This window comes from Pseudoalteromonas sp. SR43-5 (genome assembly GCF_014163835.1).
GTDB lineage: Bacteria > Pseudomonadota > Gammaproteobacteria > Enterobacterales > Alteromonadaceae > Pseudoalteromonas > Pseudoalteromonas distincta.
Genome location: NZ_JACJEA010000007.1, coordinates 55,435 through 81,624, shown reverse-complemented (window position 1 = coordinate 81,624; position 26,190 = coordinate 55,435). Strand labels below are relative to the sequence as shown.

The 26,190-nt window shown below is 39.8% G+C and carries 21 protein-coding genes and 1 pseudogene; 10 read left to right on the top strand and 12 right to left on the bottom strand.

Going from position 1 to position 26,190, the window contains the following annotated elements:
• Nucleotides 1-69 precede the first annotated feature (69 nt).
• Nucleotides 70-3,222 carry a DUF3427 domain-containing protein gene (locus tag H5090_RS05875; protein WP_182695262.1) on the bottom strand — a complete coding sequence of 1,051 codons (3,153 nt, stop codon included), beginning with the start codon at nt 3,220-3,222 and terminating at the stop codon, nt 70-72.
• A 501-nt stretch (nt 3,223-3,723) separates the two neighbouring features.
• A complete protein-coding gene (locus H5090_RS05870; RefSeq protein ID WP_182695261.1) occupies nt 3,724-4,728 on the bottom strand; it encodes a nuclease-related domain-containing protein in 1,005 nt (334 codons plus the stop codon).
• A gap of 360 nt (nt 4,729-5,088) precedes the next feature.
• Here H5090_RS05870 and H5090_RS05865 point away from each other — a divergent pair, with 360 nt between their 5' ends.
• The 3 genes from H5090_RS05865 (at nt 5,089) to H5090_RS05855 (ending at nt 7,053) form a co-directional block, all read left to right on the top strand.
• The gene (locus H5090_RS05865; protein ID WP_182695260.1) at nt 5,089-5,415 is read left to right on the top strand and encodes a helix-turn-helix domain-containing protein; all 327 of its coding nucleotides are present in this window, start codon (nt 5,089-5,091) and stop codon (nt 5,413-5,415) included.
• Complete coding sequence (locus H5090_RS05860; RefSeq protein ID WP_259395059.1) at nt 5,399-5,782, top strand: HipA N-terminal domain-containing protein; 384 nt, start codon at nt 5,399-5,401, stop codon at nt 5,780-5,782. The genes H5090_RS05865 and H5090_RS05860 overlap by 17 nt, the downstream gene beginning before the upstream one ends.
• A 197-nt stretch (nt 5,783-5,979) precedes the next feature.
• The gene (locus H5090_RS05855) at nt 5,980-7,053 is read left to right on the top strand and encodes a HipA domain-containing protein (protein WP_259395058.1); all 1,074 of its coding nucleotides are present in this window, start codon (nt 5,980-5,982) and stop codon (nt 7,051-7,053) included.
• A 404-nt stretch (nt 7,054-7,457) separates the two neighbouring features.
• Here H5090_RS05855 and H5090_RS05850 read toward each other — a convergent pair whose 3' ends face one another.
• The 5 genes and pseudogenes from H5090_RS05850 to H5090_RS05835 form a co-directional block, all read right to left on the bottom strand.
• On the bottom strand, nt 7,458-7,940 hold the full coding sequence (locus H5090_RS05850) for a type VII toxin-antitoxin system HepT family RNase toxin (RefSeq protein WP_182695295.1): 483 nt from the start codon (nt 7,938-7,940) through the stop codon (nt 7,458-7,460).
• Nucleotides 7,923-8,264, bottom strand: a pseudogene (gene mntA / locus H5090_RS20810) (type VII toxin-antitoxin system MntA family adenylyltransferase antitoxin); the annotation flags it as partial. The gene H5090_RS05850 and the pseudogene mntA, both read right to left, overlap by 18 nt.
• 232 nt (nt 8,265-8,496) lie before the next feature.
• Nucleotides 8,497-9,996 carry a DUF2235 domain-containing protein gene (locus H5090_RS05845; RefSeq protein ID WP_182695259.1) on the bottom strand — a complete coding sequence of 500 codons (1,500 nt, stop codon included), beginning with the start codon at nt 9,994-9,996 and terminating at the stop codon, nt 8,497-8,499.
• A 117-nt stretch (nt 9,997-10,113) separates the two neighbouring features.
• Nucleotides 10,114-12,204 (bottom strand): cupric reductase, encoded by a 2,091-nt coding sequence (locus H5090_RS05840; RefSeq protein WP_182695258.1) that lies wholly within the window; start codon nt 12,202-12,204, stop codon nt 10,114-10,116.
• A gap of 137 nt (nt 12,205-12,341) precedes the next feature.
• Nucleotides 12,342-13,646: an NAD(P)/FAD-dependent oxidoreductase gene (locus H5090_RS05835; RefSeq protein WP_002962796.1), complete on the bottom strand. Its 1,305-nt coding sequence runs from the start codon at nt 13,644-13,646 to the stop codon at nt 12,342-12,344.
• A gap of 250 nt (nt 13,647-13,896) precedes the next feature.
• Between H5090_RS05835 and H5090_RS05830 the strand changes: the two genes are divergently transcribed.
• A complete protein-coding gene (locus H5090_RS05830) occupies nt 13,897-15,825 on the top strand; it encodes an ATP-dependent DNA helicase RecQ (protein ID WP_182695257.1) in 1,929 nt (642 codons plus the stop codon).
• A 45-nt stretch (nt 15,826-15,870) separates the two neighbouring features.
• Complete coding sequence (locus H5090_RS05825) at nt 15,871-16,179, top strand: YkgJ family cysteine cluster protein (protein ID WP_002962790.1); 309 nt, start codon at nt 15,871-15,873, stop codon at nt 16,177-16,179.
• A gap of 71 nt (nt 16,180-16,250) precedes the next feature.
• Here H5090_RS05825 and H5090_RS05820 read toward each other — a convergent pair whose 3' ends face one another.
• The 4 genes from H5090_RS05820 to H5090_RS05805 all read right to left on the bottom strand — a co-directional run bounded on the left by H5090_RS05820 (nt 16,251) and on the right by H5090_RS05805 (nt 20,466).
• On the bottom strand, nt 16,251-17,870 hold the full coding sequence (locus H5090_RS05820) for a methyl-accepting chemotaxis protein (RefSeq protein WP_182695256.1): 1,620 nt from the start codon (nt 17,868-17,870) through the stop codon (nt 16,251-16,253).
• Nucleotides 17,871-18,095: 225 nt separating this feature from the next.
• Nucleotides 18,096-18,713 carry a glutathione S-transferase family protein gene (locus H5090_RS05815; RefSeq protein WP_024597791.1) on the bottom strand — a complete coding sequence of 206 codons (618 nt, stop codon included), beginning with the start codon at nt 18,711-18,713 and terminating at the stop codon, nt 18,096-18,098.
• A gap of 50 nt (nt 18,714-18,763) precedes the next feature.
• Entirely contained in the window at nt 18,764-19,792 is a 1,029-nt protein-coding gene (locus H5090_RS05810; protein WP_182693830.1) for an NADP-dependent oxidoreductase, read from the bottom strand.
• 179 nt (nt 19,793-19,971) lie between these two features.
• Nucleotides 19,972-20,466, bottom strand: a complete 495-nt coding sequence (locus tag H5090_RS05805; protein WP_182695255.1) for a GNAT family N-acetyltransferase — start codon at nt 20,464-20,466, stop codon at nt 19,972-19,974.
• Nucleotides 20,467-20,615: 149 nt separating this feature from the next.
• Here H5090_RS05805 and H5090_RS05800 point away from each other — a divergent pair, with 149 nt between their 5' ends.
• On the top strand, nt 20,616-21,821 hold the full coding sequence (locus H5090_RS05800) for an anhydro-N-acetylmuramic acid kinase (RefSeq protein WP_182695254.1): 1,206 nt from the start codon (nt 20,616-20,618) through the stop codon (nt 21,819-21,821).
• Between the two features lie 354 nt (nt 21,822-22,175).
• Here H5090_RS05800 and H5090_RS05795 read toward each other — a convergent pair whose 3' ends face one another.
• Complete coding sequence (locus tag H5090_RS05795; protein WP_010554987.1) at nt 22,176-22,661, bottom strand: hypothetical protein; 486 nt, start codon at nt 22,659-22,661, stop codon at nt 22,176-22,178.
• Between the two features lie 696 nt (nt 22,662-23,357).
• Here H5090_RS05795 and H5090_RS05790 point away from each other — a divergent pair.
• The 4 genes from H5090_RS05790 (at nt 23,358) to H5090_RS05775 (ending at nt 26,088) form a co-directional block, all read left to right on the top strand.
• Nucleotides 23,358-23,855, top strand: a complete 498-nt coding sequence (locus H5090_RS05790; protein WP_002962781.1) for a GNAT family N-acetyltransferase — start codon at nt 23,358-23,360, stop codon at nt 23,853-23,855.
• Between the two features lie 163 nt (nt 23,856-24,018).
• Nucleotides 24,019-24,555, top strand: coding sequence for a hypothetical protein (locus H5090_RS05785; protein WP_182695253.1), 537 nt, complete (start codon nt 24,019-24,021; stop codon nt 24,553-24,555).
• Between the two features lie 51 nt (nt 24,556-24,606).
• Nucleotides 24,607-25,167, top strand: coding sequence for a hypothetical protein (locus H5090_RS05780; protein WP_182695252.1), 561 nt, complete (start codon nt 24,607-24,609; stop codon nt 25,165-25,167).
• Between the two features lie 435 nt (nt 25,168-25,602).
• Nucleotides 25,603-26,088 (top strand): hypothetical protein, encoded by a 486-nt coding sequence (locus H5090_RS05775; protein WP_182695251.1) that lies wholly within the window; start codon nt 25,603-25,605, stop codon nt 26,086-26,088.
• The last annotated feature ends 102 nt before the right edge of the window (nt 26,089-26,190 follow it).

Sequence of the window (26,190 nt, the reverse complement as noted above, 5' to 3'; positions counted from 1 at the left end):
CGGTTAATTTAATTACCTTTTAAATTATGGTGGCATAAGTCCATTTTTAAATTTATTGAATTCTGCCCATTACCCAACTGCTAATTTCCCTGCCTCATGCCACATTTCACTTGGCATGGGGTTGGTTAACTCCCACGTTATGTTCATTGGCTGGCTGCCGTTATGGCTTTGGTATTTAACCTCGCCATAGTTTACAAACCCCATGGTTCTGCCGTTTTCGTCTTTACCTTGTTCGCGTACAAATAACAATATGGTTTTGCCTGTTTGCTGGTGCTGAATATAACTAAGGCCGCGGCCGTGTTCTGGGCGGGCGCTGTTTTGCGTTTGCCAATGGAACAAAGTAGGGCTGATTGCGTAATCGTGATACAGCGTGGTGGGCGAGTAGGTTTTTTCACACTTATTAAGCGTTACAAATAACAGCTCTAGGTTTTGGTTTTTAAATTCTAAAACGCCTTCGCGGGCGGTCGATTTTTTATCAAACGTGTGAGCCCCAAAAGCTGCGAGTATTTGCTGGCGCGTGTAGCGGCTGTGTAATTTTATTGCGTGGTTTGGTAAGCATGCTAAATCGCTTTCTTGCTGGTGAATACGGTTTATTAATAGCGTAATTACTTGAGCAAGTTCGTGCTGTAGCTCTTTGTGTTTAAGTGCTTGTAAGCTTTGTTCTAGCGTTTTAAATCCCGAGCTTTTACCAGTGCTATCCCAAAAGTTGTAATGCGCCATAAGCGCGAACTGTTGGTTTTGCGCTGTTGGGGTAAAGTTAAAGTCGTTGTTACATAAATCACGTAAAAAGCATAAGTAACTGAGCGAGTCGCAGCCGAGTAATTGGGTGTTTATGGCGCGGTAATATGCGGCGTAAATATCGGCTTGTTTTGCTGGTATTTCATCGCCTTTTAGCCAGTGCCAGCCGCCGAGCTTTTTATCTTTTGGTTTGTATATATCTTTAAGCGTGACTTGTGGGTTTATGCGTAAAAAGTTACTTAGCGTAAGCGCGTCATTAGTATGTTGCGAATAGCTATTTATAAGCTGCTGTAAACGGCGTTTAGAGTTTATAGCTTGCTGAATATTTTTTAGTATTGTTTGTTGTGTGCGTTTTTGTAGCTCTATGCGGCAACCCAACGGTAAATGCGGGAAGTTGTTTTCAATCTCGGTTTTTATTGGCTGATTACTTTTACCAATGAGAGCGCGGAATTTACTGGCAAAGTCGTATTCTGGGCGGGCATTGCCTACAAAATCGAGTACGGTGCAGCATTGTTTTTGGCTATTATCAGGTAAGCGCAAGCCACGGCCGAGTTGCTGCAAAAACAGCGTTAGGCTTTCAGTTGGCCGTAAAAATAATAGTGTATCGACTTCTGGGATATCGACGCCTTCGTTAAAAATATCAACCACGCAAAGTATTTGTATTTCGCCTTGGCGTAGTGCTTGCTGTTTGGTCGCGCGCTCATTAGTGTTTTTGCTGGTGAGTACATCGGCGTTTATGCCTGCTAAGTTAAATTTAGAGGCCATGAATTCAGCGTGTTTTTGGCTTACGCAAAACGCGAGTGCTTTAATAGCGTGAACATTGGTTACGATATCAGCAAGGCTCGATATAATTTTGTTAGCGCGGCTGTTCTCCCCTGTATAAAGGTTACTTAGCTCACTTATATCGTAACGGCCACCACGCCATGTTATTTGGCTTAGGTCGGTGTCGTCATCCAATCCAAAGTATTGAAATGGGCATAAATGACGTTGATTTATTGCCTCTGGTAAGCGAATTTCAGCGGCTATTACTCCGCAAAAATCATCGAGTATATTTGCGCCATCTTGTCGCTCTGGCGTGGCGGTTAAGCCAAGTAATATTGTGGGCGTAAAGTAACTTAAAATAGCGCTATAACTGGCCGCGCTTACGTGATGTACTTCGTCTATCACTATGTAGTCGTAGTAATCGTGAGTTAAATTGAGCGATTCTATTTGGCTGTTCAGCGTTTGGATTGATGCAAATAATTGGTTGTAGCTTTGTGGTTTGTAGTTACCTACCCACAGCTCACCAAAGTCGTTATTTTTAAGCACACCACGGTAAGCACTTTGCGCTTGTTTTAGTATTTCTTCGCGGTGGGCTACAAACAAAAAGTGTGCGTTTGGGTTTTTATCGTAAACAGTTTTAAAGTCAAACGCCGATATTATGGTTTTACCTGTGCCGGTTGCAGCAACTACTAAGTTTTTAAAGCGTTTATGTACGCTGCGCTCAGCACTTAGTTTTTCTAAGATAGCGAGCTGATGCGTTTTTGGTGTTATATCAAAATAAAACTGGCTGCTTGATTGCCCAACACCGCGTTGCTCGTTAAGTGAATTAATGAGCCTTTCCTTACACTCAACAGCGCCTGTAAATAGCTCGAAGTCTTTTGATTCCCAGTAGGTTTCAAACGTACTTTTGGTTTTAGCTATTATGTGCGGGATTTCCTGTGCGGTAATTTTTAAGTTCCATTCTAGGCCGCTGGTAAGCGCCGAATGCGATAAGTTAGACGAGCCAATATAGCCTGTATGAAAACCCGTATTGCGCATAAATAAATATGACTTTGCGTGTAGGCGTTCTTGCTGATTGTTATAACTTAGCTTTACTTCGGTATTTGGTAGGTTTGCTAAAAACTCAACGGCTTTAGCATCCGTTGCGCCCATGTACGAAGTAGTAATAACTTTGAGTTTATTACCGCTTTTAGTAAACGCTTCAAGTTCATTTTTAAAAATGCGCAGCCCCGTCCATTTTATAAATGAGACCAGCCAGTAAATAGTGTCGGACGATTTAATCTCGCGCTTTAGCTCGGTTTCGAGCGATATACCTGCATTAGCACCGCTAAATAATTCACTTTGTGTAAGCCCTGTAAGTGGGAATATATCGCTTGAGTAATCTTTAAGGTTGGCCGCAATCGGGTTTTGAGTATTAAACAGCGCAGTAAGTATTCGGCCTTGGCTGTCGATAAGGTTTTCGTTGATTAGCTCGTCATCACGAATATGATCTTTAAGCCAAAGTACAAGGCTATTAGCTAGGCTAATCTGTTCTTGTAGGCGCTCGTTCGAGTTGGGAATGGCATCGATTGCATGCGTTACAAGTTTACTTAAAAAGCGTGAAAGCCATGTTGCTGCTTCCGCTGTTTCAAGCTGGCGCTCGCCCACATAAAATTGATCACGATCTAAGTTTTGCTCAATTACTTGCGTAATTAATTGCTCGTAAATACCAATTTGCTGCATTAAAACCACTCCCTGTTTGCGAGTAGTTAGTTTACTTAAATGCGGTACAGCTACAAGTATTAATCGACTAAGTTACTAGTAATTAAGTACAAACGTGTGAGTTAAGTATTAGCCGAGAGAGTAATCAAATGATGATGCTAAGAAATTATCCCCTTCAACTTCACCTGTAAACACATAATTAATGAGTAATTACCTCGCATGGATTCGAGGAAAGCGATGCTTGCACATGGATGTGCGTTCATCGCGTTTACGTTCATATTAATTTAGTGTTTAAAGATAAGTGAAATTGAGGGGCGCCGAGAGATTCCAAAGAGAAGTCGGCGGTTACTTCTCTTTGGTTGCCATCGCCAACGCGATATAAGTAAATTATTTTAAAAGCTTCGCTTTTCGCGCGAGCAAGCTGGGCGCCTACAGGTGTTTAGGTGGGTTTTGTAGCGTTGATTGAGGTAATGAGCTAGTTACTAAAGATCAAAGCGCGATGTAAAATCACACCTACAAGTGCTAAAGCTTAATAGGCGTACTTATCTCACAATCTTTGCATACTAAAGAGTAATTTTCTTTACGTTTGCTTGTTTTAGTATTGATGCTTAAGCACTCAGGGCATGGTAATTTCATTGGGGTATTTGCACTGCAATAACCGCATTTTACGAAGTAGCCATAGCGTCCAGAAAGAGGCTGTAAGTTAGTCGAACTATTACATTGCTTACAAGCTAATGTTATCTCTTTGATTAGATCAGTTTTAGGTTTTACTTGTTCAGTAATGGTTTGCTTGGTCGCTATTAAAGTATCATCGTAAACAGATTCTGATTCGCTTATCTTTGCAGATACATATGAAGGCTCTTGTAAGATAGGTGATATATTTTGCTCTAAAATAAACTGGCAAATTCTATCCAGTGTTTCTTCACTGAACCACGGTCGAACGTTCGTTGTAAAAAGATGAAGCGGATTAGGTTTAGACGCAGGAAGCTTCATTATTTCGAGTAATTTATCAGTTATAAATTCTGATTTAACTAATCGATCTTCAATTGCTTTTGGTGTGTTTTTCCGGTTGATAATGGCGTTGCTCGATATGGCACAAATACTATGCCACTCTCTGCCACCAAAACCCTGTTGCAGCTTGCCAAATAATTTAGTGAGTAGCTTTGGTGCATTGTCGCGCATTAGGCTTTTTAATAGCTCTAGTTGTAATTCAACCTGTTTTATTGGCGATGGCATACCTTGCCAGTTGCCGCGATAACTACGACTCCATTCTTGATGTTCATTAATCGTTACTTCGCCTGTAATGCTTTTAGATTCGATAAGAATAAAGCCATAGGTGTATGCTATTAGGTGGTCTATTTGTGCGGTTTCGCCATTGTGTTTAAATTTTACATCGTTAAACACAAATACCTGACTATGATCTTTAAAGGCGCGGCGTAAATAAAAGGCAACGTCGAGCTCTTGCTTTTGACCTGCTTGTATTTTAGATGAGTTGCTGTTGATGAGGGTTTTATCTTTTAGAATCATGAGGCGTCCTTTCAATCATGTATTTGCTTAGAATATCATTGAAGTACCGAATAACAATACTGCTTAAGTTCAAAAAACGCGAGAGAAACTCCCACCTACAATTTAAAAGCTTCGCTTTTCACGCGAGCAAGCTGAGCGCCTACAGGTGTTTAGCTTGGCTATTAAGCTCAAAATGTCATTAACTTCCCATAAGTAACTTATGTTTTACTTATGGGGTTGTGGTTTTATTTTACTCTCTATAAATCAAGTAAAGTTTACTTATAGGAGGTAAATATACGTTCAAACTTAAAGTAAGTTATATTTGACTTTTGGTGGGCTACCCTAAAATAAATTGTATAAGTAAACTATAGTTGACCTTTAATGAGTGAATTACCAGCAAAAAAAACACTTGGAAGAGTTGTTAAACGCACTGAAATGCCTGATCTATCAAAGCCGTTTTCGTCGGTGCGGCTCGCTAAAGCGATTACTTCAAAGCGAACAGGCATGAAGCTTACATTGGTTGATGTATCGCAAGCACTTAATATTTCAAAGCCTACGCTGATAAAAATAGAAAAAGGTGATGTGAATGTGCAGTTTTTTAATGTACTCAAAGTGATGGAATACTTGGGGCTGTCGTTTAGCCTTGTCAGTGATGACGAGTCGCACCACAATAACAAGAATGAGGTGAGCGATGAGCAGTGGTATTAAAAAAAACAGCTTGGATGTATTTATTGGGCATACGCAGAAGATAGGTGCGATAGCCCTTGATATAGGCTCTGAAAATGATATTGCATTTACCTATGAGCCTGAGTGGATTAATAAGGGGTTTGCTATTTCACCACACTTACCGCTCAATGGTGATTTTGACTCACGTGATGTGCGTAATTATTTACAAAACTTATTACCCGAGGGCAAAGGTCTTGATGAGATTATAAGTAGTACTACTATCTCTAAAAATAATACGTTTGGTTTGGTTAAAGTAATTGGCGAGGAAACGTCAGGCGCTTTGTCGTTTAGAGCAAGTAACAGTACTTTAAAGCAAACATCTTTTTGTGAAGTAACTAGGGTCTGTTGATCTTTGCGGATTAAAATTTGTCCAAACTAGGAGCTATTTAATCGCGACGCGAGATTTGCAACCTAGTGGGCTAAGTAAAAACCGAGCAACAAAGAGTAAATAGCTCCTAGGAAGAACCCTTCGGGCAGCGCCTGTTTGGCATTAATGCTACGTTATCGCCCATTTATGGGGAATAACCACACTGCATAGGCTCTGCCTTGCCTAAATACCAAACAGGCTGCTGCAAATTTAACCTTGAAAGAACAGCAGACCCTAGTGACGAGCTAAGCCAAAAACTTAAACGCTTTGTACAAGTTGGAGAACCAATTACTCATTGGGATGGCCGAACTCGGCTCTCTGTTGCTGGCGTTCAAGACAAACTAAACTTACTCGAAATCGATAGTAAATTAGGATTTGGTGAAGGGGAGCTATGTTCTAATAAAATTTTTAAATTTGAAACAGGTACCGCGCCTTTCATTGCAGTAAATGAACTTTTTACCATGCTTTTGGCAAAAGAGTCGGGGCTCAATGTTCCCCATGTTGAGTTGCGCACTTACGCAGATGTAAGAGTGTTTGTAATAGATCGCTTTGATAGGCGCGTTACACAAGATCAAAGCCGTGTATTACGTCGTCATATTATTGATGGTTGCCAAGCCACTAATTTACCTCCTTCTTATAAATATGAGCGTCAGCATGGTGATGATGGAGATGGTATTTATATTCGAGATGGCGTTTCTTTTGCAAAACTATTTAATGTTAAAACAACGAATGTACAAGCGTATGAGGCTCAGCTTATTCGTTGGATGACATTTAATATTTTAGTACGTAATTACGATGCTCATGGCAAAAACATTAGTTTTTTTGTTGGTAAAAATGGTTTAGAGCTTACGCCGTTTTACGACTTGGTAAATATAGAGGCTATTATTGAGCAGGGAAGCATTGACCGTGATATGGGCTATTTACAGCCCAAAATATCAAGGTGTTATGCTATGTCAGTGGGTGAGCATAATTCGCAAAGTGCAGGCAATTTTACTAATGAGATTACAGCTTACATGTTAGCTGATTTTGCTGATGAATTTGCTATTTCACTACCACGGATGCAACTACTTATGAGTCAAACTGTTGACTCTGTATTAGCCGCAATTGATACGGCTAAAGTTTCTGCTGTTAAAAATAACTTGTCTACTGCTGAATTAGCACACATTGATTTGTGCATAAAAATAATTAATAAAGCTGCAAATAAGCTGAGTGAGCAAATAATACAACTACCAAATATGGATGCATTTATTTAAATTTCAGAAAATAAATACACGCATTTTGAGTGATAAATTCATATATTGGTTGCCAGCATCAACGCGATATTTGTAAATTAAAATTAAAAGCGCGAGATAAAATCACACCTACGCTTTTGTTAAGAGTGATGTTTACATTAATGTAGGTGAGGTTTTATACCTCGCTTATAAATACATTTTTTATCACAGAAAAGTGAATTATTGTTCTATGTAGCGCTTAAAAGTAATGAGGCAATTAACTCTGCTATTCGCCTCACCATGTGAGGCGAATAGGTGTTTAGGTGAGCTTTGTAGCGTTGATTGGGAGTTATGAACCAGAGTTACTAGAGGACAAAGCGCGATGTAAAATCGCACCTACGGTTTTGTTCTGTACAGTGGTTTAATTATTGTAGGTGAGGTTTTATCTATGAATCTTTGTTTAGCTCTGTAATCGCTTTAATACTAAATGCCTGCATAGCTATGTAATGTTGTTTTTTAATGATTGTTTTAACGATACTTTGGTCAATATTTAAGTAATCGTGAACAAGAGCATTTCGTAAGCCTATAATTTTACGCCATGACAGTAGTTCTGCCTCGCTCAAAAAGCCTAAATGAGTAAGTTCGCTAAATGTTTGATAGGCGTTGCTACTGGTACTACTTTTGTGCTGCTTTAGCCAATGCTTTGATAAACCAATACACACCGCGGTCATTAACTGTAGTAATCGCTCAGCGGCTCGGTAGTCTCTGCTATTAAGTGAATCGATTTGACTGAGCTCGTCGAGTTCTTGCATATATTCGTCAACATGGCGTGTTACTTCACTTAAATAAAGTGTAATTCCGGTATCAATATGTTTACTCGCTATGGTTTCAAATTCGAACTGGCTATTTATACGCTGCTGCTCTTTCATCGCTCTAACACTATTATTGCTTATAATTATTTTTCCATATTCAATAACATTGAAAGCTAAATAACTTGGAATAATATTTATATCAACAATCGAAATAAGTTGTTCGTTAAGATTAAGTGCATTACTTATTTCAAGCTCAAGCTCTTTTGGCCTAAGGCGCTTATCGAACGATTCCAGATCAAAGTTTTTAAATGCTATGGCTAAGTCAATGTCACTATGAGGCTGAGCTGTCCCTTTTGCATGAGAGCCATATAGCCAAACTACATCAATGTCGGTGTTTTGATGTAAATACTCAATTATTTTTTGTATAACTTCATTTGCCACGAAAAAGTAACCATTGATAAAAACAGTAATAATAACCTATCAGTTTTATAGTGAACATTAAAACTGATATTTGTTTTATTTAATTTAAAAGCTTCGCTTTTCGCGCGAGCAAGCTGAGCACCTACAGCTCTTTAGGCGGGCTTTGTAGCGTTGATTGGGAGTTATGAGCCGTTACTAAAGAGCTAAGTGCGATGTAAAATCGCACCTACAATTTAAAAGCTTCGGGTACCTATTACTCCAACCGCGTTACTTTCACTTTTATTTTACCTGCATTAGCGCCGTAAAAGCGGCTTAAGTCGTTTGCAAATGGGCAAAACTCGCCAGATTTATCCATTTTAATATCGGCGCCGTTGGCTATTTCAAAAAGGTGGTCGTCGTTTTTATTTATAGCACCAATAAGTGAAAACCATTGTGCACGAGGAAATCGTCTAAATGGTTCAAGCACAGCCATGGGGATTTCTTTTACGCCAAGTTGTACGTTATCGCGGTTCCAGCCTAATGGCGTGCACTTTATGCCATCGTCAAACCAGTATTGATTTGGGTATGGGGTAAAGCGGTACGTAGCGCCTTGCTCTAGCATAAGGCCGGTTGCGTTATATTGCTCTGAGGCAAATACCATTACATCTTGGCTTTGGTTAATGCTCAGCACATTCATGTTTTGATTAGCCAGTTCTATATGTTGGCTTAAACCAATAAAGCTAAGTGTGGTGTTGTCGTTATAGCTAATTTTGTAATGCAGTTTTTTAAGCGATTCTGGGCGGTAACTGGTTAGCTTATTAATGCGTTCGGCTACGCTGAAGTGCACTAAAGGCTCAAGGTTGCTGGCTTCGTCATCAATTAATACATAGCACTGCCTATCTACTAATTTAAAAAATGGGTTAAACCAAAAGTAATTTTGTTGATGACTTAATGCGAGCGGATCGGGCGTTACGGTTACGTCATCTTGTGCTACCAAGTTGCTATCGGGGAGTAGGGTTTCGTAATCTATATCGTGGCTAGTGAGTAACGAAATATTAAGCGGTTGTTCTATTAACCACTCAAGTGCGTAGCGCAAGCAAATATCGGCTAGGCCATCGCGGTAGTAACCGCCGCCAATGTCTGAATGCGCTCCTGCAAACCATAGCTCGGTAATATTGCTTTGATGGTTCATGAGTGTGGGTTCAAACGCGCGGCGTTTTTCATCAAGGGCTACGCAGTGCAGCGCGTGAGTAATGTTGTTGGCAATGGTGTGGTTTTCAAAAATAACGTGCTCTGCGCCGCGTGTGGCTTTACTTACTTTTGATAAGCCAATAGAGGCGACAGTATCAAACACACATACGTAAACATTATCAGCAATTAAAGGCTCTAGGATTTTGGCAAAACGCCTAGCAAGTGCACCGCCTCGGCTAAAACCCGTTAGCAGTATGGTATCGCCTATTAGGTAGTGAGCTTTAAAGTCGCTTAATGCTTGATTTAAAATACTGGATACGTCGTCACCACGAGGTGCAAGAGTTTGGTTTAAAATGCGTTTAAGGCGGCTGCCTTTAGTGCCAATACCTTGATAATAAAAACTGAGTTGGTTAGCAAAAGGAGTAATGGGGGAGTCTTCTAATTTACCGCCAAGCAGTAAATGCAATTTTAGAATATTGGTAATATTAGAGTCTTCTTTAAAATGCTCTGAGCTAAATTGCTCTGCATCACGGGGCTCGTTTCCTGTGCCGTCAAAGTTAAAAATTAGCGTTTTACCCGTCATAACCCAATTTCCTTAGTTGTTTTAAATACTCTACACAGACAATGTTAAATATTAAAGACAATATTTTGGTTAGTAACAAATACGCCAACTAATTTGTTGGCGTATTAAAAGTGCGGGTTATAGGCTATTAAAAGTATAGTGATTTAGCTGCGTGCCCTCTGCGGGTTTTAATGCGGGGTTTAACTTAATTAATTGCTCGTAAACCTCAGGATAAAACGTTTTTAATCGTGCTGCGCGAGAAAGGTGATTCGGTTCAATTTTTTCAACAAGCTGAAGGGCTAAAGGAATCATTGGGCTTAACTCCCCTTTGGTGTAGCTTTGCTCAAGCGCTAGGTCGAGTATATCTACGCCTAATTTTTCTGAATCAGCGGGTATTTTATTATCAATTAGAAATTGTACTATCTCGACAGAAGACGATACAGCTTGTACATAAACGTCGCGCCCATACGTATCGGTAATCGAAAAATCAAAACCAGCTTGTTTAAGCTTTTGCCATTGACTAAGAGGAAAACGACTTAATCTTGCTAAATCACTCGGTGGCTTAGGTTCAACTCGGCTTTGCCAGATCGCTATAAAGTCATGAGGCTCTAATAGTAGGAATGAAAAAAGTGTATCGGTTTCTGTTTGAGTTAATGGTGTACTAAGGCTGTACTCATAAGCTTTTTGGTAATCTTTTTTAGACAAATATTCGCTGAACGCGCTATGGCTTCTATCGTTTGAAAGCTGATTGCTTAGTATACTCCACCAGTAATTAACTAATACGGGGTCTTGTTCTTGTAAAATATATTCGAAGTTATTACCTTGCTCTTTTTTTATCTCTAGCACCGTATTATATGCTCGCATAGTAGAGTGTAATTGTTCAGTAGCGCTTAACTGCTGCTGTAATAGTTCACAGTTTTGTCTTTTATTATCTAGATCTTCCTTTTGTTGCTTCAAATCTACTAAAAAACGTGCAACATCAGAATCATCGGGCTCACTCACTTGTGGCAATGTGGCGTTGTCTATTTTACCAATAGGGCTAAAGTAAGCATATTGCTCAGGGTTTTCCTGCCCATTAATATAGGCGCCTTGCTGGTAAATAAAGTCACTTACAAAAGAAACGCCTTTGCCATTTAGGTCGTCATTAGCATTGCCGCTATGAGCTTTATAGCCCTGCTCTGTGAGGTAGTCCAACATTTGAGTATGCTTTGCATCTAAAGGGGCTGGCGTTAAGTTACCGCTTTTAGGCAGGCTTACTATTGCAACGTCTAAACCCGTAAATAAGCCTGGCTGATTGGTTGGTGTTACGGCTAGTTGCTGCAGTGCTTTTACAAGCGGTAAATTAAACTGGCTTACGGCAATATCAGCCATGTTATATAAAACAGAATTTTCTTCGTACAGCGGCATAGCATCCAGTGCCGGCACCTGCTTCATAAGCGCAAAAATATACTCATTAGGAATGTTGTTTTTAATCGCAGTAGCCACTTCATTTACTGTGAATTGGTTAGATGAAATTGCCTGCTCAAACTCTTTTGGCGTAAATTTATTTGCATTAAGCACAAACAATGTAGCCGGGGAAATAACCTCACTGCCTTCAAGTTTAATAAACGTTTTAGAATAAGTGGTAAATGTATCTGTGTTGTTTAATAAAGCATAAAGGGTTTCTTTTTGTACATTTTCATCAAGGGGTACACTCAGAGTAAGTCCTGGAGGGCTATGCTTATTATCTCCAAGCTGTTGAATCATTTCTTTTACTTTATCATTGGTGAAGCCTTTAATTGCCTCAATGCCTTGCCAATTAGCTAATTCGTTTAAAGAGCTAGTAATATTAAGCTGCTGTTTTTGCTCAGTAACTATGGCATCTCTTAAAAAGGCAATGTATTGACGCTTATTGATTTCTGATAGGTTTGCATACTTTAAAATCGTAGGGACCGACGTCCCTTTTTTAAGCTCACTCACAAAAAATGAAACAAGCGATTGGTTTAAATTATTTATTTTTATATGTTGTTGCTGTGATTGATCTCTGCAAAGGCGAATATCTTTTTTTAGATCTGTGACTATTCGTAGCGGGGTGCCTTCTGCAGGCTGCTTTTTATTAACTAAGTTAGGCTCAGTGGCATTTGGTGCAGCCACGTTGGGCTGCTCTACATCGGCTGTGTTAGGCTGGGTTTTAAATAGATATACTGCCAAAGCCGCTATAATTATAAGTCCGAGAAGTAGCTTTTTCATAACCGCCAATCCTTTGATGTTATTAAAATATTCTCACATCGTACTACTTTAGGTACGCAAAGTGCAAAAAAGCTTTAAGAGATAATACTTATTAACTCTTAAAGCTTTTTTGTGGTTTTGTGAGCGTACTTAATTTATTAGTGCAACTTCATTTTAGGGCGCACTACACGCAGCACTTTTTCGCTTATCCATAATGCAAAGGTTTTTGCGCTACCGTGTATAGCGCGTTGGTGCATACGGTATAAAGATATATACATAAAGCGGGCAATTTTACCTTCAATAAAAAAGGTATTGCTGGTTAGGTTACCCATTAAGTTACCCACGGTGCTGTAGCTCGATAAGTTAACCAACGAGCCATGGTCGCTGTATTTAAAGCCGCGTAGTGGTTGCTGCTTTAGCGTTGCGATTAGATTTTTTTCGACGCACTGCGCCATTTGATGCGCCGATTGTGCGCGTGGCGGTACTTGCTTGCCATCCGCTTGGGTAAATGCGCAGCAATCACCTAATACAAAAATGCTTTCGTCTACGGTGCTTTGTAAGAACTCGTTTACTTGAATTTGGTTGCTACGCGTCAGCTCAAAAATACCTAAGTCTTTTATAAAATCAGGGGCTTTTACGCCTGCTGCCCACACCATAATATCGGCATCAATGTGTTCTTCATCTTTGGTGATAAAGCCTTGTGCGGTGCCTTCTTTTACTTGTGTTTGCTCGCGCACGTTTACGCCAAGCTTTAATAGCTCGCGTTTGGCACTTACGGCAATACGCTCTGGTAGTGCTGGTAAAATTCGTGGTCCGGCTTCTATTAAATGAATATGCAAACGCTTAGACGACATATTTGTTAAGCCATAAAGCTTTAATAGTTCAGACACATGATAAAGCTCAGCTGAGAGTTCAACACCGGTAGCACCGCCGCCTACAATGGCAATATTAAGTGATTGCTGTTGGTTGTCGTCTTGGTGAAGGCGTGTAAAGCTGTCGAGTAATGAATGCTGAAAGCGCTCTGCTTGTTGGTTTGAGTCTAAAAAGTAGCAGTGATCTTTTATACCTGGGGTATTAAAGTCGTTACTTACGCTGCCAATGGCAATGACTAGGTGGTCGTAGCGCACGGTGCGCTCGGGTAAAATTGTGTGGCCTAGCTCGTCTAAAAGTGGTGCAAGGGTAACTGTTTTATTGCTTTGATCTATATTGCAAAAAGTACCAAGTTGAAAGTTATAGTGGTGTTTTGCAGCATGGGCTGAATACACAACGCCATCTAAATCGGGGTCAATAGAGCCTGTCGCTACTTCGTGCAGTAACGGCTTCCATATGTGGGTACGGTTTTTGTCTATTAGTAGAATTTCAGCTTGTTTTTTCTTTCCTAATTTATGGCCTAATTGCGTTGCGAGTTCTAATCCGCCAGCACCACCGCCAATAACGACGATTTTAGGTGTAGTAATATTCATAACGTTGCCCTTAAAAATAATATACCCAAGTGATCTGTATTTTTTATTAGTTTTTTAAGGTGACTTGGGTATCAATAAATTATTTTGGCAACAAGCAGTTACTACTCATTTTATAGTGCTTTAGTTTGCGCTTAAATAAAGGTGATGTCAGCAATAAATAATGTTATTTGTTGTATACTGAGTTGCAAATATTTCATCTACACCGCATTTTTATAAGCATGACTATTGTTTAGCCATCAAAAGGACATTTATGACCACGCCATTAATTCAATCACTTGAGCAGCACTTTGGTTTTAGCCAATTTAGAACAGGGCAACAACAAACTATAGAGCAGCTTTTAAATGGTCAATCGTCGTTGGCTATATTTCCGACCGGTTCGGGTAAATCGTTGTGCTATCAATTAACTGCGTTGCATTTGCCAAATTTAACGTTAGTGGTTTCGCCTTTGCTTGCATTGATGAAAGATCAAATTAGCTTTTTAAATAGCAAAGGTATTTACGCGGCTAGCCTTGATTCGAGCCAAGATAAAATGCAAAGCAGCACCGTAATGAATGATGTGCGAAATGGTAAAATTAAAGTACTAATGGTGTCGGTTGAGCGCTTTAAAAACGAGCGTTTTAGAGAGTTTATAAGCCAAGTTAAGCTTTCGATGTTAGTGGTAGACGAAGCGCACTGTATATCAGAATGGGGCCATAACTTTAGACCCGACTACCTTAAACTACCGCGTTACCGCGAAGAGCTTAATATTCCTTTAGTATTGCTGCTTACGGCAACGGCGACTAAAAAAGTTAAACGCGATATGGCAGAGCGATTTGCTATATCGCCTGAGTGCATTGTGCAAACGGGCTTTTACCGCGCTAATTTAGATTTAAGTGTGTTGAGCGTTAAAACCGCCGATAAAAATACCGAGCTTACCAACATTGTGCGCGCGCAAAATGGCCCTGGTATTGTGTATGTAACGCTACAGCAAAGCGCCGAGCAAGTTGCTAATGTGCTAAGTGCACAAGGTGTGCACGCGGTGGCGTATCATGCGGGGCTTGAAGATACGCTACGCTGGCAAATTCAAGATGACTTTATGGCGGGTAAAATTAACGTAGTGGTGGCAACCATTGCCTTTGGTATGGGCGTTGATAAGTCAGATATTCGTTTTGTTATACATTACGATTTACCAAAATCGATTGAAAACTACAGCCAAGAAATTGGCCGAGCAGGGCGCGATGGCAATCCATCAAACTGCTACACCCTTGCCAATTTAGATGGGCTAAATACGGTTGAAAACTTTGTATATGGCGACACCCCTGAGCTTAGCGGTATTGAATACGTAATTAACGATATTCGCCAAAGCCACCAGCAATGGGAAATGCAAGAATACAGTCTTTCAAGCGAAAGTAATATTAGACAACTGGCACTTAAAACCTTACTTGTACAGCTTGAAATGCAAGGCGCTATAACGCCGCAATATGCCTACTACGCTGATTTTAAATATAAATTTTTGGTCGATAAAAACGAGCTACTAAGCCAGTTTGACGAGCAACGCCAAGCATTTTTAACACAAATATTTAGCCATACCGATTTTAAAAAAATATGGGGCACGCTAAATTTTGACTCCCTTACGCAAGCCGCGCAGGTTGATCGAAAACGCGTAGTGGCAGCCCTTGATTACCTAGCCGAAAAAAACCTAATAACGCTCGAAACCAAACGTATTACCCAAGTATACAAAGTGCATAGCGAGGTTATAAATAACCCAGAACTTGCCCAACAACTACATGACTACTTTAGTGATAAAGAACAAGCCGAAATTAAACGTATTGCTGCACTGGTACGCTTTTTTGAGCTACAAAGTTGCTTAAGCTATAACTTAGCGCGCTATTTTGACGATCAAAACGCACCACAGCAATGTGGGCATTGTAGTGTGTGTAGAGGCCATGCGGTTAAGCTTGAATACTCTATAGAGCCTGCATATATTGACGAGCAACTTATTTATCAAAAGGTGGATGAGTTTTTAGCGCATATGGCAGACAAAGGTAATCATAATGTGGGTATTGAAACCCAATGCCGCTTTTTAGCGGGGATGAGTGTGCCATTATTTGCGCGTAATAAAGTTCGCCAATTGAGTGGTTTTGCACTGTGCGAGCAAATGCGTTACAGCGATATAAAAGCAAAACTACTAGCGCGTTAAATTAGTTACTGTATCCTAGTGGCTTATTCAAAAAAGTAAGCCACTATGCCTCATATTGTTATTCCTGTTGAAAATATTTCTACTACCCCAGAGCCTGTTACGTGTGCTAACTGCCAAGCCTGTTGTTGCCAATTAGAAGTGCGCATAGTAACCGACACCGGCGTGCCTTTTAACTACATTGAATACGATAAATGGGGCAGCGAAGTAATGAAACGCGCTGACGACGGTTGGTGCCAAGCACTCGACCGCAATACGCTTATGTGCTCCATTTACGAAAACCGCCCATTAGTTTGCCGCGAGTTTGAAATGGCCTCAGACGAGTGCATTACCGAGCGCGATTTAGCGGGTATATAGTCCGCTATTATTAAAGTACATAAACAACAAAGGGGCTTAAAAGCCCCTTTGTTTATTGTTTACTATAAAAATTAAACTTTAAAGTAGCTAATATACTTTTTAAGCGTGTTTGAAAGGTCAGCTAATGCAACGGCTTCTTGTGCGTTACTGTTAAGCGACATGCTGGTTTCTTTGGACATACTGGCAATTTCTTCCACGCCGGTACTAATTTGCGCCACGGTGGCTACTTGGTTTGATGTTGATTCAACAATTTCAAGCACGTTACTTAATGAGTCGTTAGCTTGTTGCTGTATTTGATGCAATAGCTCGTTTGCCTCATGGGTAAGCGTTAGGCCATTTTCTACTTGTGGTACTGTGGTTTCCATAGCTGTTACCGACGCTTGCGTGTTTTCTTGCACTTGCAAAATCATCTTTTCAATATCGCCTGTTGCATCACCTGTACGCTGGGCAAGTTGCCTTACCTCGTCAGCAACAACAGCAAACCCTCGGCCAGTTTCGCCTGCTCTCGCAGCTTCTATTGCTGCATTTAGTGCAAGCAAGTTTGTTTGATCAGAAATACTGCGAATCACACTTAAAATATCGCCAATGTGTTTTACATGTTCTTGCAGCACGTTTACTTGGGTAACTGTGGCTTTTACGGTTACAGAAATTTGCTCAATTTCGGCCGCTACTTTTTGCACTGCAATACTACCTTGCTGCGATAGTTGTGCAGTTACTTTTGAGTTATCTTCGGTTTGTTTAACAGAGCCTGCAACTGCATTTATACTGCGGCTCATTTCTTCTAAGCTGCTTACTGCCGAGTTTGTATAGGTTACTTGTGCGTCAGCGGCACTAAGTGCTTGCTGCGAGCCAGACGCTACGCTTGCAGAGTGAGTAGAAAGCTCTTCAGATGAGTTAATAATGCTATCTACAATGGCTTTTAATTTAGATTGCATAACCCCTACAGAAGCCATCATGCTATTTGGGCAACACGACTGTACATCACCTCTTAAATCGCCTTGGGCAATAAGGGCAATTACTTCGGCGGCTTCTTGTGGTTCGCCACCTACTGACTTTCTGATCAGTTGGCTAATAACATACGCTACGCTTGCACCTATTAAAATTGCAAGCGCGGTGAGCGAAATCATCCAAATTTCAAATGAACTGGCAATATCGAGAGTATCAATAGTGGTGGTTTGATTTGCTTGCTCTTGCAGGTTTATAAATTGGTTTATAACACTTAGCCACTGGGTAAACGCAGGGCGCGCATCGGTTAATAAAATGCGTTCAGCTTCGTTTAGGTTTCCTGCATTTTTAGCGTTTATTACACCTTGAATGAAAGGCTGAGTGCGCTGCTCTATTTGATTTATTTTATTAATTAAAGCGCGCTCTTCACTATTCATATCACCCATTAGCTTAGCCATAGCGCGGCTTGACGTTTGGTAAAATGCGTTTAGCTCTTGTATGTTATTTAACACGGTACTTAAACTGCTTTGCTCGGTAATTAGCACTACGTCGCGCACGGCTATTGCTCTGTCGTGTACGCTGCCTCTGAAGTTAATTGCGTAACGTTGCTTTACCGAATTTACGTCGGTCATGTGGGTAATGTTATTATTAATAAGGCTAACGCGCGAAATTCCAATAATGGTTAAAATAATCATCATTGATAAAATTACGCCAAAGCCGGTCGTTAAACGCATGTTTATGGTCATGGTTGATCCCAAGGGTGAGTCAATACGCGCAAGAGCAGCTTGTATTATTAGTGAAAATACTTAAACAATAGCAGCATTATGCCTTATTAATTAAAGTTTTATTAGCAATAAGGTAGGTGATTGTTAATTTAGTTTACAAGCGTAACTTTGGCGGGGCATATTTTACAGGTATTAAAAAAGGAGCAAAATGCTCCTTAGTGTTATATAAAAATATTATATAAAGGTTTAGTCGTACTTTGCTTCTAGCTCATTAGCTGTATGAAACTTCTCATGGCTTTGTAATTGCTCGTCGTATTTAACGAGGTTTTTAAAGTGCGCTAATTGACCTGAGTTTTTAACTATTTCAACAATAAACGACATCATAAAGTCAGCGCCCGTTAGGGTATCGCCCACTAAATAACGTTTACCTTCTAGGCGGTCGTTAAAGTAGCTAATTACTTTAGCTGTTTCAGCGTCGGCATAGCCTTCTAAAAACTGTGTTTTAGCGCCGTCTTTTAGTACAAACATTTTAAGTAAAAGCGGTAAAATTGCTGAGCTTTCTGCAAAGTGCAGCCACTGTTGGTAGTCAACATATTCAGCGGTATCTACTTTTGGAGCAAATTTACCATTACCGTATTTAGTAATAAGGTAATCAGTAATAGCGCCAGATTCAGCAATAATTAAACCGCCGTCTTCAATTACCGGTGACTTACCAAGTTGATGAATATGCTTTAGTTCATCAGGCGCTAAAAATGTGTCTTTATTACGCTGATAAGCCACAATTTCGTAGTCAACATCTAGTTCTTCTAAAAGCCAAATTATACGTTTAGAACGGGATTTATTTAAATGGTGTAGTTTAATCATGTCAGTCCTTTTTTGGCTTGTAAGGGCTTTGCCTTACAAGCCGTATAAAATTAAAGTGGGTTATTAATTTTAACCACAGTTTTACCAAAGTTTTTACCGCATATCATATCGTTGAACGCGTCTACTGTATTTTCGATGCCTTCTACCATGTGCTCACGGTATTGAATTTTTCCGTCTTGTAGCCATTTTTGCATGTCTTGTGCAAACTCGTCGTAACGGTCGCCGTAATCATCAAAAATGATAAAGCCTTGCATTTTAATACGCTTAGTAAGCAATTGACCCATTAGCATACCTAAACGGTCTGGGCCTTCTGGCAAGCTAGTAGCGTTATATTGCGATACTAAACCACACAATGGTACGCGTGCTGCGGTATTTAGTAATGGTAGTACGGCGTCGAATACTTTACCGCCCACATTTTCGTAGTAAACATCAATGCCTTTATCACAGGCTTTTTCTAACTGCTCTGCAAAGTCATCAGCTTTGTGATCAATACAGGCATCAAACCCTAGTTTTTCAACGGCGTGTGCACATTTTTCGCTACCACCAGCAACACCCACTACTTTACAGCCTTTAATTTTAGCTATTTGACCAACCGTTGCGCCTACAGGGCCTGTTGCTGCTGCAACAACTACGGTTTCGCCTTCTTTAGGCTGGCCAATATCAAGTAAACCCATGTAAGCAGTAAAGCCAGGCATACCCATAATACCTAATGCGTATGAAGGGTTTGCAGGCTCTTTACCTAACTGCATTAAGCCTTCGCCGTCGGTAATGGCGTAGTCTTGCCAACCTGTGTAGGCAAGTACCCATTCGCCTTCGTTAAACTTATCGTTTTTAGACTCTTCTACTTGGCACACTGTTGCGCCAACCATTACATCGCCAATATTAACAGGGTCAGCATACGACTTAGCATCGCTCATACGACCACGCATGTACGGGTCTAGCGATAGGTAAATAGTACGTAGTAAAACTTCGCCGTCTTTTAATGCAGGAAGCTCTACCGTTTTTAATTTAAAGTTTTCATCTTTTGGAGCGCCATTAGGGCGTGATTCAAGAGTAAGTTGGCGACTAGTCGTAGACATATAAGATCTCCTATTAATATAAATAAACTACTTACCGAATGTTTACGTTTTAAAAATCGTGTTCAGCTAAACAATAATGCGCGGCTAAGCAGTATGAATATGTACAATGCGTACCTTAATAAAGGAGTTTTGGGCGGGTGGTTGATAATTCAACCTTTGCGCAAATTTAATTAGAGTAATTAGTCTGCTTTGAGCTTACTAAATATATGATTGTTGTAAAATACCCCGTTTTTATAAATGGCCTGTTTAAGCACAGCCTCTTGCTCAAAGCCGCTCTTAGTAAGTGCTTTCATAGAGCCGGTATTACCAGCAAACACGGCACCAAAAATTCTGTTTAAGTGTGAGCTTGCAAACGCTCCATTGCATATAAGTTCAATAGCGCGAGTAATAATACCTTGCCCCCAATAGGCTTTATTAAGCCAATAACCAATTTCGCCACTGCGTTTGTATTCAAATTCGCCGGGAGTTATACCAATACAGCCCGCAAATTGCCCATTTACAACAATGGCCTTAATAATGCCGTTTTTTGAGCCTTGGTTTATCCACCAATCAGCATCGGCTTGCGTATACGGAAACGGAATTTTTGACGATAAATAACGCGTTACCTGTTCATCATTTAAGGTGTTAATAATAAAAGGCGCGTCTTGGGCTTTAAACTCTCTGAGGGTGATCATATTTTTTCATAAATTTTTAGTATGCACACTAACTTAACAATCATTTAAGAGTTAAACAATCAGAACCTAAATTAAACGCTTTACGGCTATTACTTTGTTTTAAAGTCCTCTAATATAAGCAAAATATTACACCTATTTTAGATGCCATTATGCACCCTCACATTAAAGCGCTTTATAACAGCGCCCTAAAACCAAGCCGTTTAATTATTGGTTTAATGAGCGGCACCTCGTTGGATGGGCTTGATGTTGCACTGTGTAAAATAACGGGCGCGGGCTTAAATACTCACATTGAGGTTTTAAATTTTACCACCGTTGACTACAACGACGATTATAAAACTAAAATAAAGCAGGTATTTGCCAAAAGAGAATGCGATTTAGAACTTGTAACTTTACTGCACCCGTGGGTAGGTAAACTCCATGGCGATATGGTTAACCAGTGCTTACATACTTGGCAAATAGACCCGGCAAGTATTGATGTTATAGCCAGTCATGGGCAAACAATTTACCACTGCCCACAGTCGCAACATAATCATAAAAGCTTTACTAATGGCACGTTACAAATTGGCGATAGCGACCAAATAGCCGTTACTACGGGTATTACTACCATTGGTGATTTTAGGCAAAAACACATAGCCGCAGGAGGCGAGGGCGCACCACTTGCTGTGTATGGCGATTATTTGTATTTTTCGAGCGCTGTGGAGAGTCGGATTTTGCTAAATATGGGCGGCATAGCTAACTTAACGTTTTTACCCAAAAATGGTGATGCAAACCGTGTGTTTAGCTCCGACATTGGCCCCGGTAATACCATTATGGATGCCTACGTACAGCAACATTTTAAAGATATGCATTATGACGATGGCGCAAAAATAGCTAAAGCAGGCAAGGTAAATACACCATTATTAAATGCATTGTGTAATAACGCATTTTTTAAACTCCCAATGCCTAAAACCACAGGGCCTGAGGTATTTAACTTAGCGTATTTAAACACCGCACAGCAGCTTACAAATACACAGCACTTAAGCCATGAAGATGTAATGGCCACCTTAAATACCTTTACAGCAACCGCTATAGCAAATGCATTAAACGAGTGTGCAGAGCGCGCACAAAATTGTGTGGTGTATGCAAGTGGTGGGGGTATTCATAACCCATTACTAATGGCGCAACTTACAGCGCTTTGCCCACGTATTAAGGCTTTTAAAAATACCGACGATTTAGGTATAAACCCCGACGCAAAAGAGGCCGTGTTATTTGCTATTTTAGCAAACGAATGCCTAGCCGGAGAGCAGCAACACCTAAGTAACACCGCACAAGGTATTGCGGGAGTTACTATGGGTAAAGTAAGTTTTGCAGACTAGGGCGTGTTGGTCTTTGTGGATTGAAATTTGTTCAATCTAGAGGCGATTAAATCGCGGCGCGAGGTTTGTAACCTAGTGGGCTAAGTAAAAACCGAGCAAAGCTTCCGCGTCCTGCTCACGCCCCTTACCTACATCCATGTAGGCAACAAAGAGTTAATCGTCCCTAGAAAGAACCCAAAGGGCAGTGCATGTTTGGTATTTATGCTGCGTTATCGCCTATTTATGGGGAGTAACCACACTACATAGGCTCTGCCTTGCCTAAAAACCAAACATACTGCTGTAAATTCACCCACCAAAGTTCAACACGCCCTAACAACTTATAAGTAGTGTCGCGTAATTTAAGTGCAGTTTGCATTAAAACAGCGATAAAAACGTAGAGCCCATACTTGCAAAGTAGCTACGAACGCCCTGTGACTTGGTATGTTCAGTTTTTATTTGCTCAGGAATATAGCCTTGCTCAAATGCTTTAATGTACACATCGAGTTGCTGGCTTTCTTTTAAGGTCGTGTTTTTTCCGTGCAGCATCATTTGCACTACAAAACACTGGCTTTGTGTAATGTTACTTAAAGTAAGATTTACAGTACCAGATTCAAGGTCTGCATTGCTCAGCGTTTTTTCAGTAAAATACTGCGCCCCACGCGCACTGGGCTGCGTTGCACTTAGTGAAATAACATCGCTCTCATTTGCGCCATCAGGCAACACACACTGCAGCGTAATGTTATGCGCAGCATTGGCTTTTAGCGATAGCTTTTCATATTCCATAGCGTGGCTCATCGCCGCAGACATAGAATCATCAAATGATTGCAGTGCAAATGTTAGTTGCACTAAGGGTGTACTCATCTTACTTAATCTTCTTGAGTCTATTCATTTATCGGATAGAGATTATCGCGGATCAAAGTTACAGATTTATGACTAATTGCATTATTTAGTACAATTATTGAGTAGTTTGATCAAAGAGGATCTTTTTGTTCTTTCTCATCCAACTTTGGAATGTTTTATCACACATCTGGAATGAAGAGCCATATGTGGCAGTGCTTGTAGCGATGGTGCTTCCGTTCCTTATTTGGGTTCTTTTCATAGGGGACAGAATTTTGTTTTTAGGCTTAAACTAATTAAACAGAGATTCCCAACTAAAATTCTATACTTTATCTTTTTTGGTTTATTACTGTATGGATAGCGGTTTATTGTTGTAACTCATATTAATAGAGCGGTGTTAGCGGCCAAGATAAATGTCGCAATGCAAATGTTCTAAGGCGGTTATGAGCGAAAACCAGTTATTGAGATTGGCTAAATATAGTAGTTAATTGATTGGTCAAACTGCTTTTTGCGCATATATTCATGAAAATGCGCGCTGCGCGCAAATTGGATTATTAACTTCACCTAAAAACTTTAGAAAACTTAGTTATAGTAATACCTTAGGTAATTTGCTAAAACTATATAAAGTAGATAGATGAGCGTTATGTCGGCAGAAATATGCTTGATGAGCGTACTATTAAATTGCTAGGTGTTCGGCAGATCTTACAGTAGGGATATAACTTGAAAATTAGACACTTAGAAGAATTTGATCATAAAGATCTTCATAATATTTATAGCTTTACGGAAGTAATGGCAAATACATCACAACTTCCTTTTTTGAGCTCTTCGCAAGTTTCAAATCTCTTTTCAGCATCAAATCAATACACGTTAGTCGCAGAAGTTGATGGTAAGGTGGTTGGACACGTGACGCTATTCCTAACGGATAAAGTTCGGGATAAGCATACTGCTTCTATTGCCATCGCTGTTCACCCTGAAAGTCACGGACAAGGTGTCGGAAAAGCCTTGATGCATGAAGCAATCAATCAAGCTGATAATTGGCTTAATTTAGTTCGTGTTGAATTAGAGGTTCATGCTGATAATCTTTCAGCCAAAGCTCTGTATGAAAAGGTAGGCTTTGAAACTGAGGGCATTAAGCGTTTGAGTACATTCAAAAGTGGACGGTATATAGATATGGTTATCATGTCCAGAATCAGCCCTGCACATGGAATGAACGCATAACAAAGCGTTTAAGGCAGATTCGCAACGCATGGCATTCTTGGTTCAAATGAGTTTTGTGTTTACGGTGTAATGGTTTAGGTTAGACGTAGGCGTCGCTCACTACTTAACGCGGCGTTATGTTGTTTTGCAAGTTAGTAGGAATTTTTAAAGGGATTTGAATTGAATGAAATTTTTCAAACTTACAGTGATAATATTATTTGCTTTAATTATTGGTGCAGCACTGTCATACCAGAAAATCATCTCAGACATATTGATACCACAGTATGTTGACTGGGCTTATGAAACTGAAAGAAAAGGCTCGGAGTCAGGAATTCCGCTAAATTCACGAGAATTAGCTTTGGCAGCTGATATAGGAATTCAAAAACCAGAGAAAGTCAGGATTGTACATGTTGAAGAAGTACCCTTTCCATTCGAAAACTTCGCTCTAAAAACACTAGGTGAAGCACTAGGTTTTATTGGTGAAGGTATTACCAATAACGCTCAGGCTTTCGGGTATTCTATTTATGTTCGTAATGGATATGAGCTCAATAGGCCAAAATTGGCTCATGAATTGGTTCATGTGCTACAAATCGAAAGATCTAGTCTTGACCAAGTGATAACTCAGCACTTCTCTGACATAGCTGAATTTGGTTATGACAAAGCACCTTTAGAAGTCGAGGCTTTAAAGCAAATAAACAGTATGCAGCTGATTGGTAATTAAACGTTGAAAAATCACATTAAGTCGGTCGCAAGCTCCCTGGGACAGTAATACGTGGACTCAGTCGCTTCGCTCCAAATTTTAGCCCACGTGTTATTGCCCCTAAGCGGGGTGTTAGTTGGCTTCAACCTAGTCAGCAGCACGGAACAAGTTTCGGAGTATTTAAAAGTGGACTTTGTTATAGGCTTAATTCCATTTTTATTGTTCTATGTTTTAGTGAATTATATCCAAAGCACTATTGGGTATTACCCTAAACTAGCTAGAGAATATAAAACGGATTTAAGCATTTCGGATTCATCTATTTTTAAATCACGCAGTATGTACCTGACAAATATTGCAGATATTTCTCGTGAGAAAAACAGTGAATATAGGACTTGGCTAAATATCAAATCATTTGAGCAAGGGGTATTTATAAGCCAAAAACGGATGCTGATTCTACTATTTCCCAAGAGTTTTTTTATACCATGGGAGCAAATTAGCTTAATAAAAGAGAAAACTAATTTTCTTAAAAATCAATATCTTTATAAAGTCGAATATAAAAAAGAACCTATTTATATCATTACGAAATTCGATTTGTTAAAAAGCTCAACTAACAAGAAAATCAATAAGGACTAAAAACAGTGGGCTTTTGCTCCTGCGTCGCCTATTTTAGCCAACAATTTTTGGGTCACAAGAGTCAAATTTTGACTTCATACATCAAGGTTTGCCAGTGCCTGCTGATGTCGCACTAGCGAAGTTTGCCAGAGTACGCCTATCAAATTAACTATATCGTTAAACCTTTAATGTACTTGAGTGGCTAGCAACGTACGGGTGATCCCTTCCAGCGTTAATTGAGAAATAAGCTCAATTCCAGCATTGAATGGGAAATATTCCAACTTCCTATTGGAAATTCACTTATCAAAGCCTCGCCTTATATAAAGCCCTGTTTCAAGCTTGAATGAGAAAGAATATAAGTGAGGTTGTTTTAGCTGTTTAGAGGTTATATTTAGAACCTCTCTTAGTGTTATGGTAATACTAAGCAAATAAATTTTAGAAATAAGGTATTTATAGGTGTTTTTTAATAGGGCAGTGTTTTTAGTTTTTACTTTATTATCGGGCTGTTCTATAGCTAAAAGCGTTGATTCGTTTTCTTTAAGTGAAATGAATGAAACACAATACTTGCTTGAAACAGCAACGCAGCCCACTATTAAAGTTATTGCTGATATGCAAGGAGCTGACGAGCTAGAATTAGTAAGGGTTTATGATTTAACGTGTAATGGTGTTAACTACCAAGTGCCTGCCGTTAAAGGAGATATCGAAAACGCAGAATCTATTGCTGAACACATAGAGTATTTTATATTTAAAAACGTAGGCGATAATTTATCAGCGATTAAAACAATCGGATCTATTGAGGTTAAAAGGCGAAGTGACGGTATTGTAGTGAATGAGCACACCATCGACCCATCACTGACCAGTTTTAATAAAAACCTGTGTAACAGTATTAACCGCAGCGGCGATATGGATTACCCAATACAATTTGCAGGCGCTGGTAATTAGTATTTAAAAACTAACTTAAATATTATTTACTAAGTAACTATAAAGCCCCTGTGTTAAACGTAACGTTTAACACAGGGGCTTTATAGTTTTAGGCTAAACGAC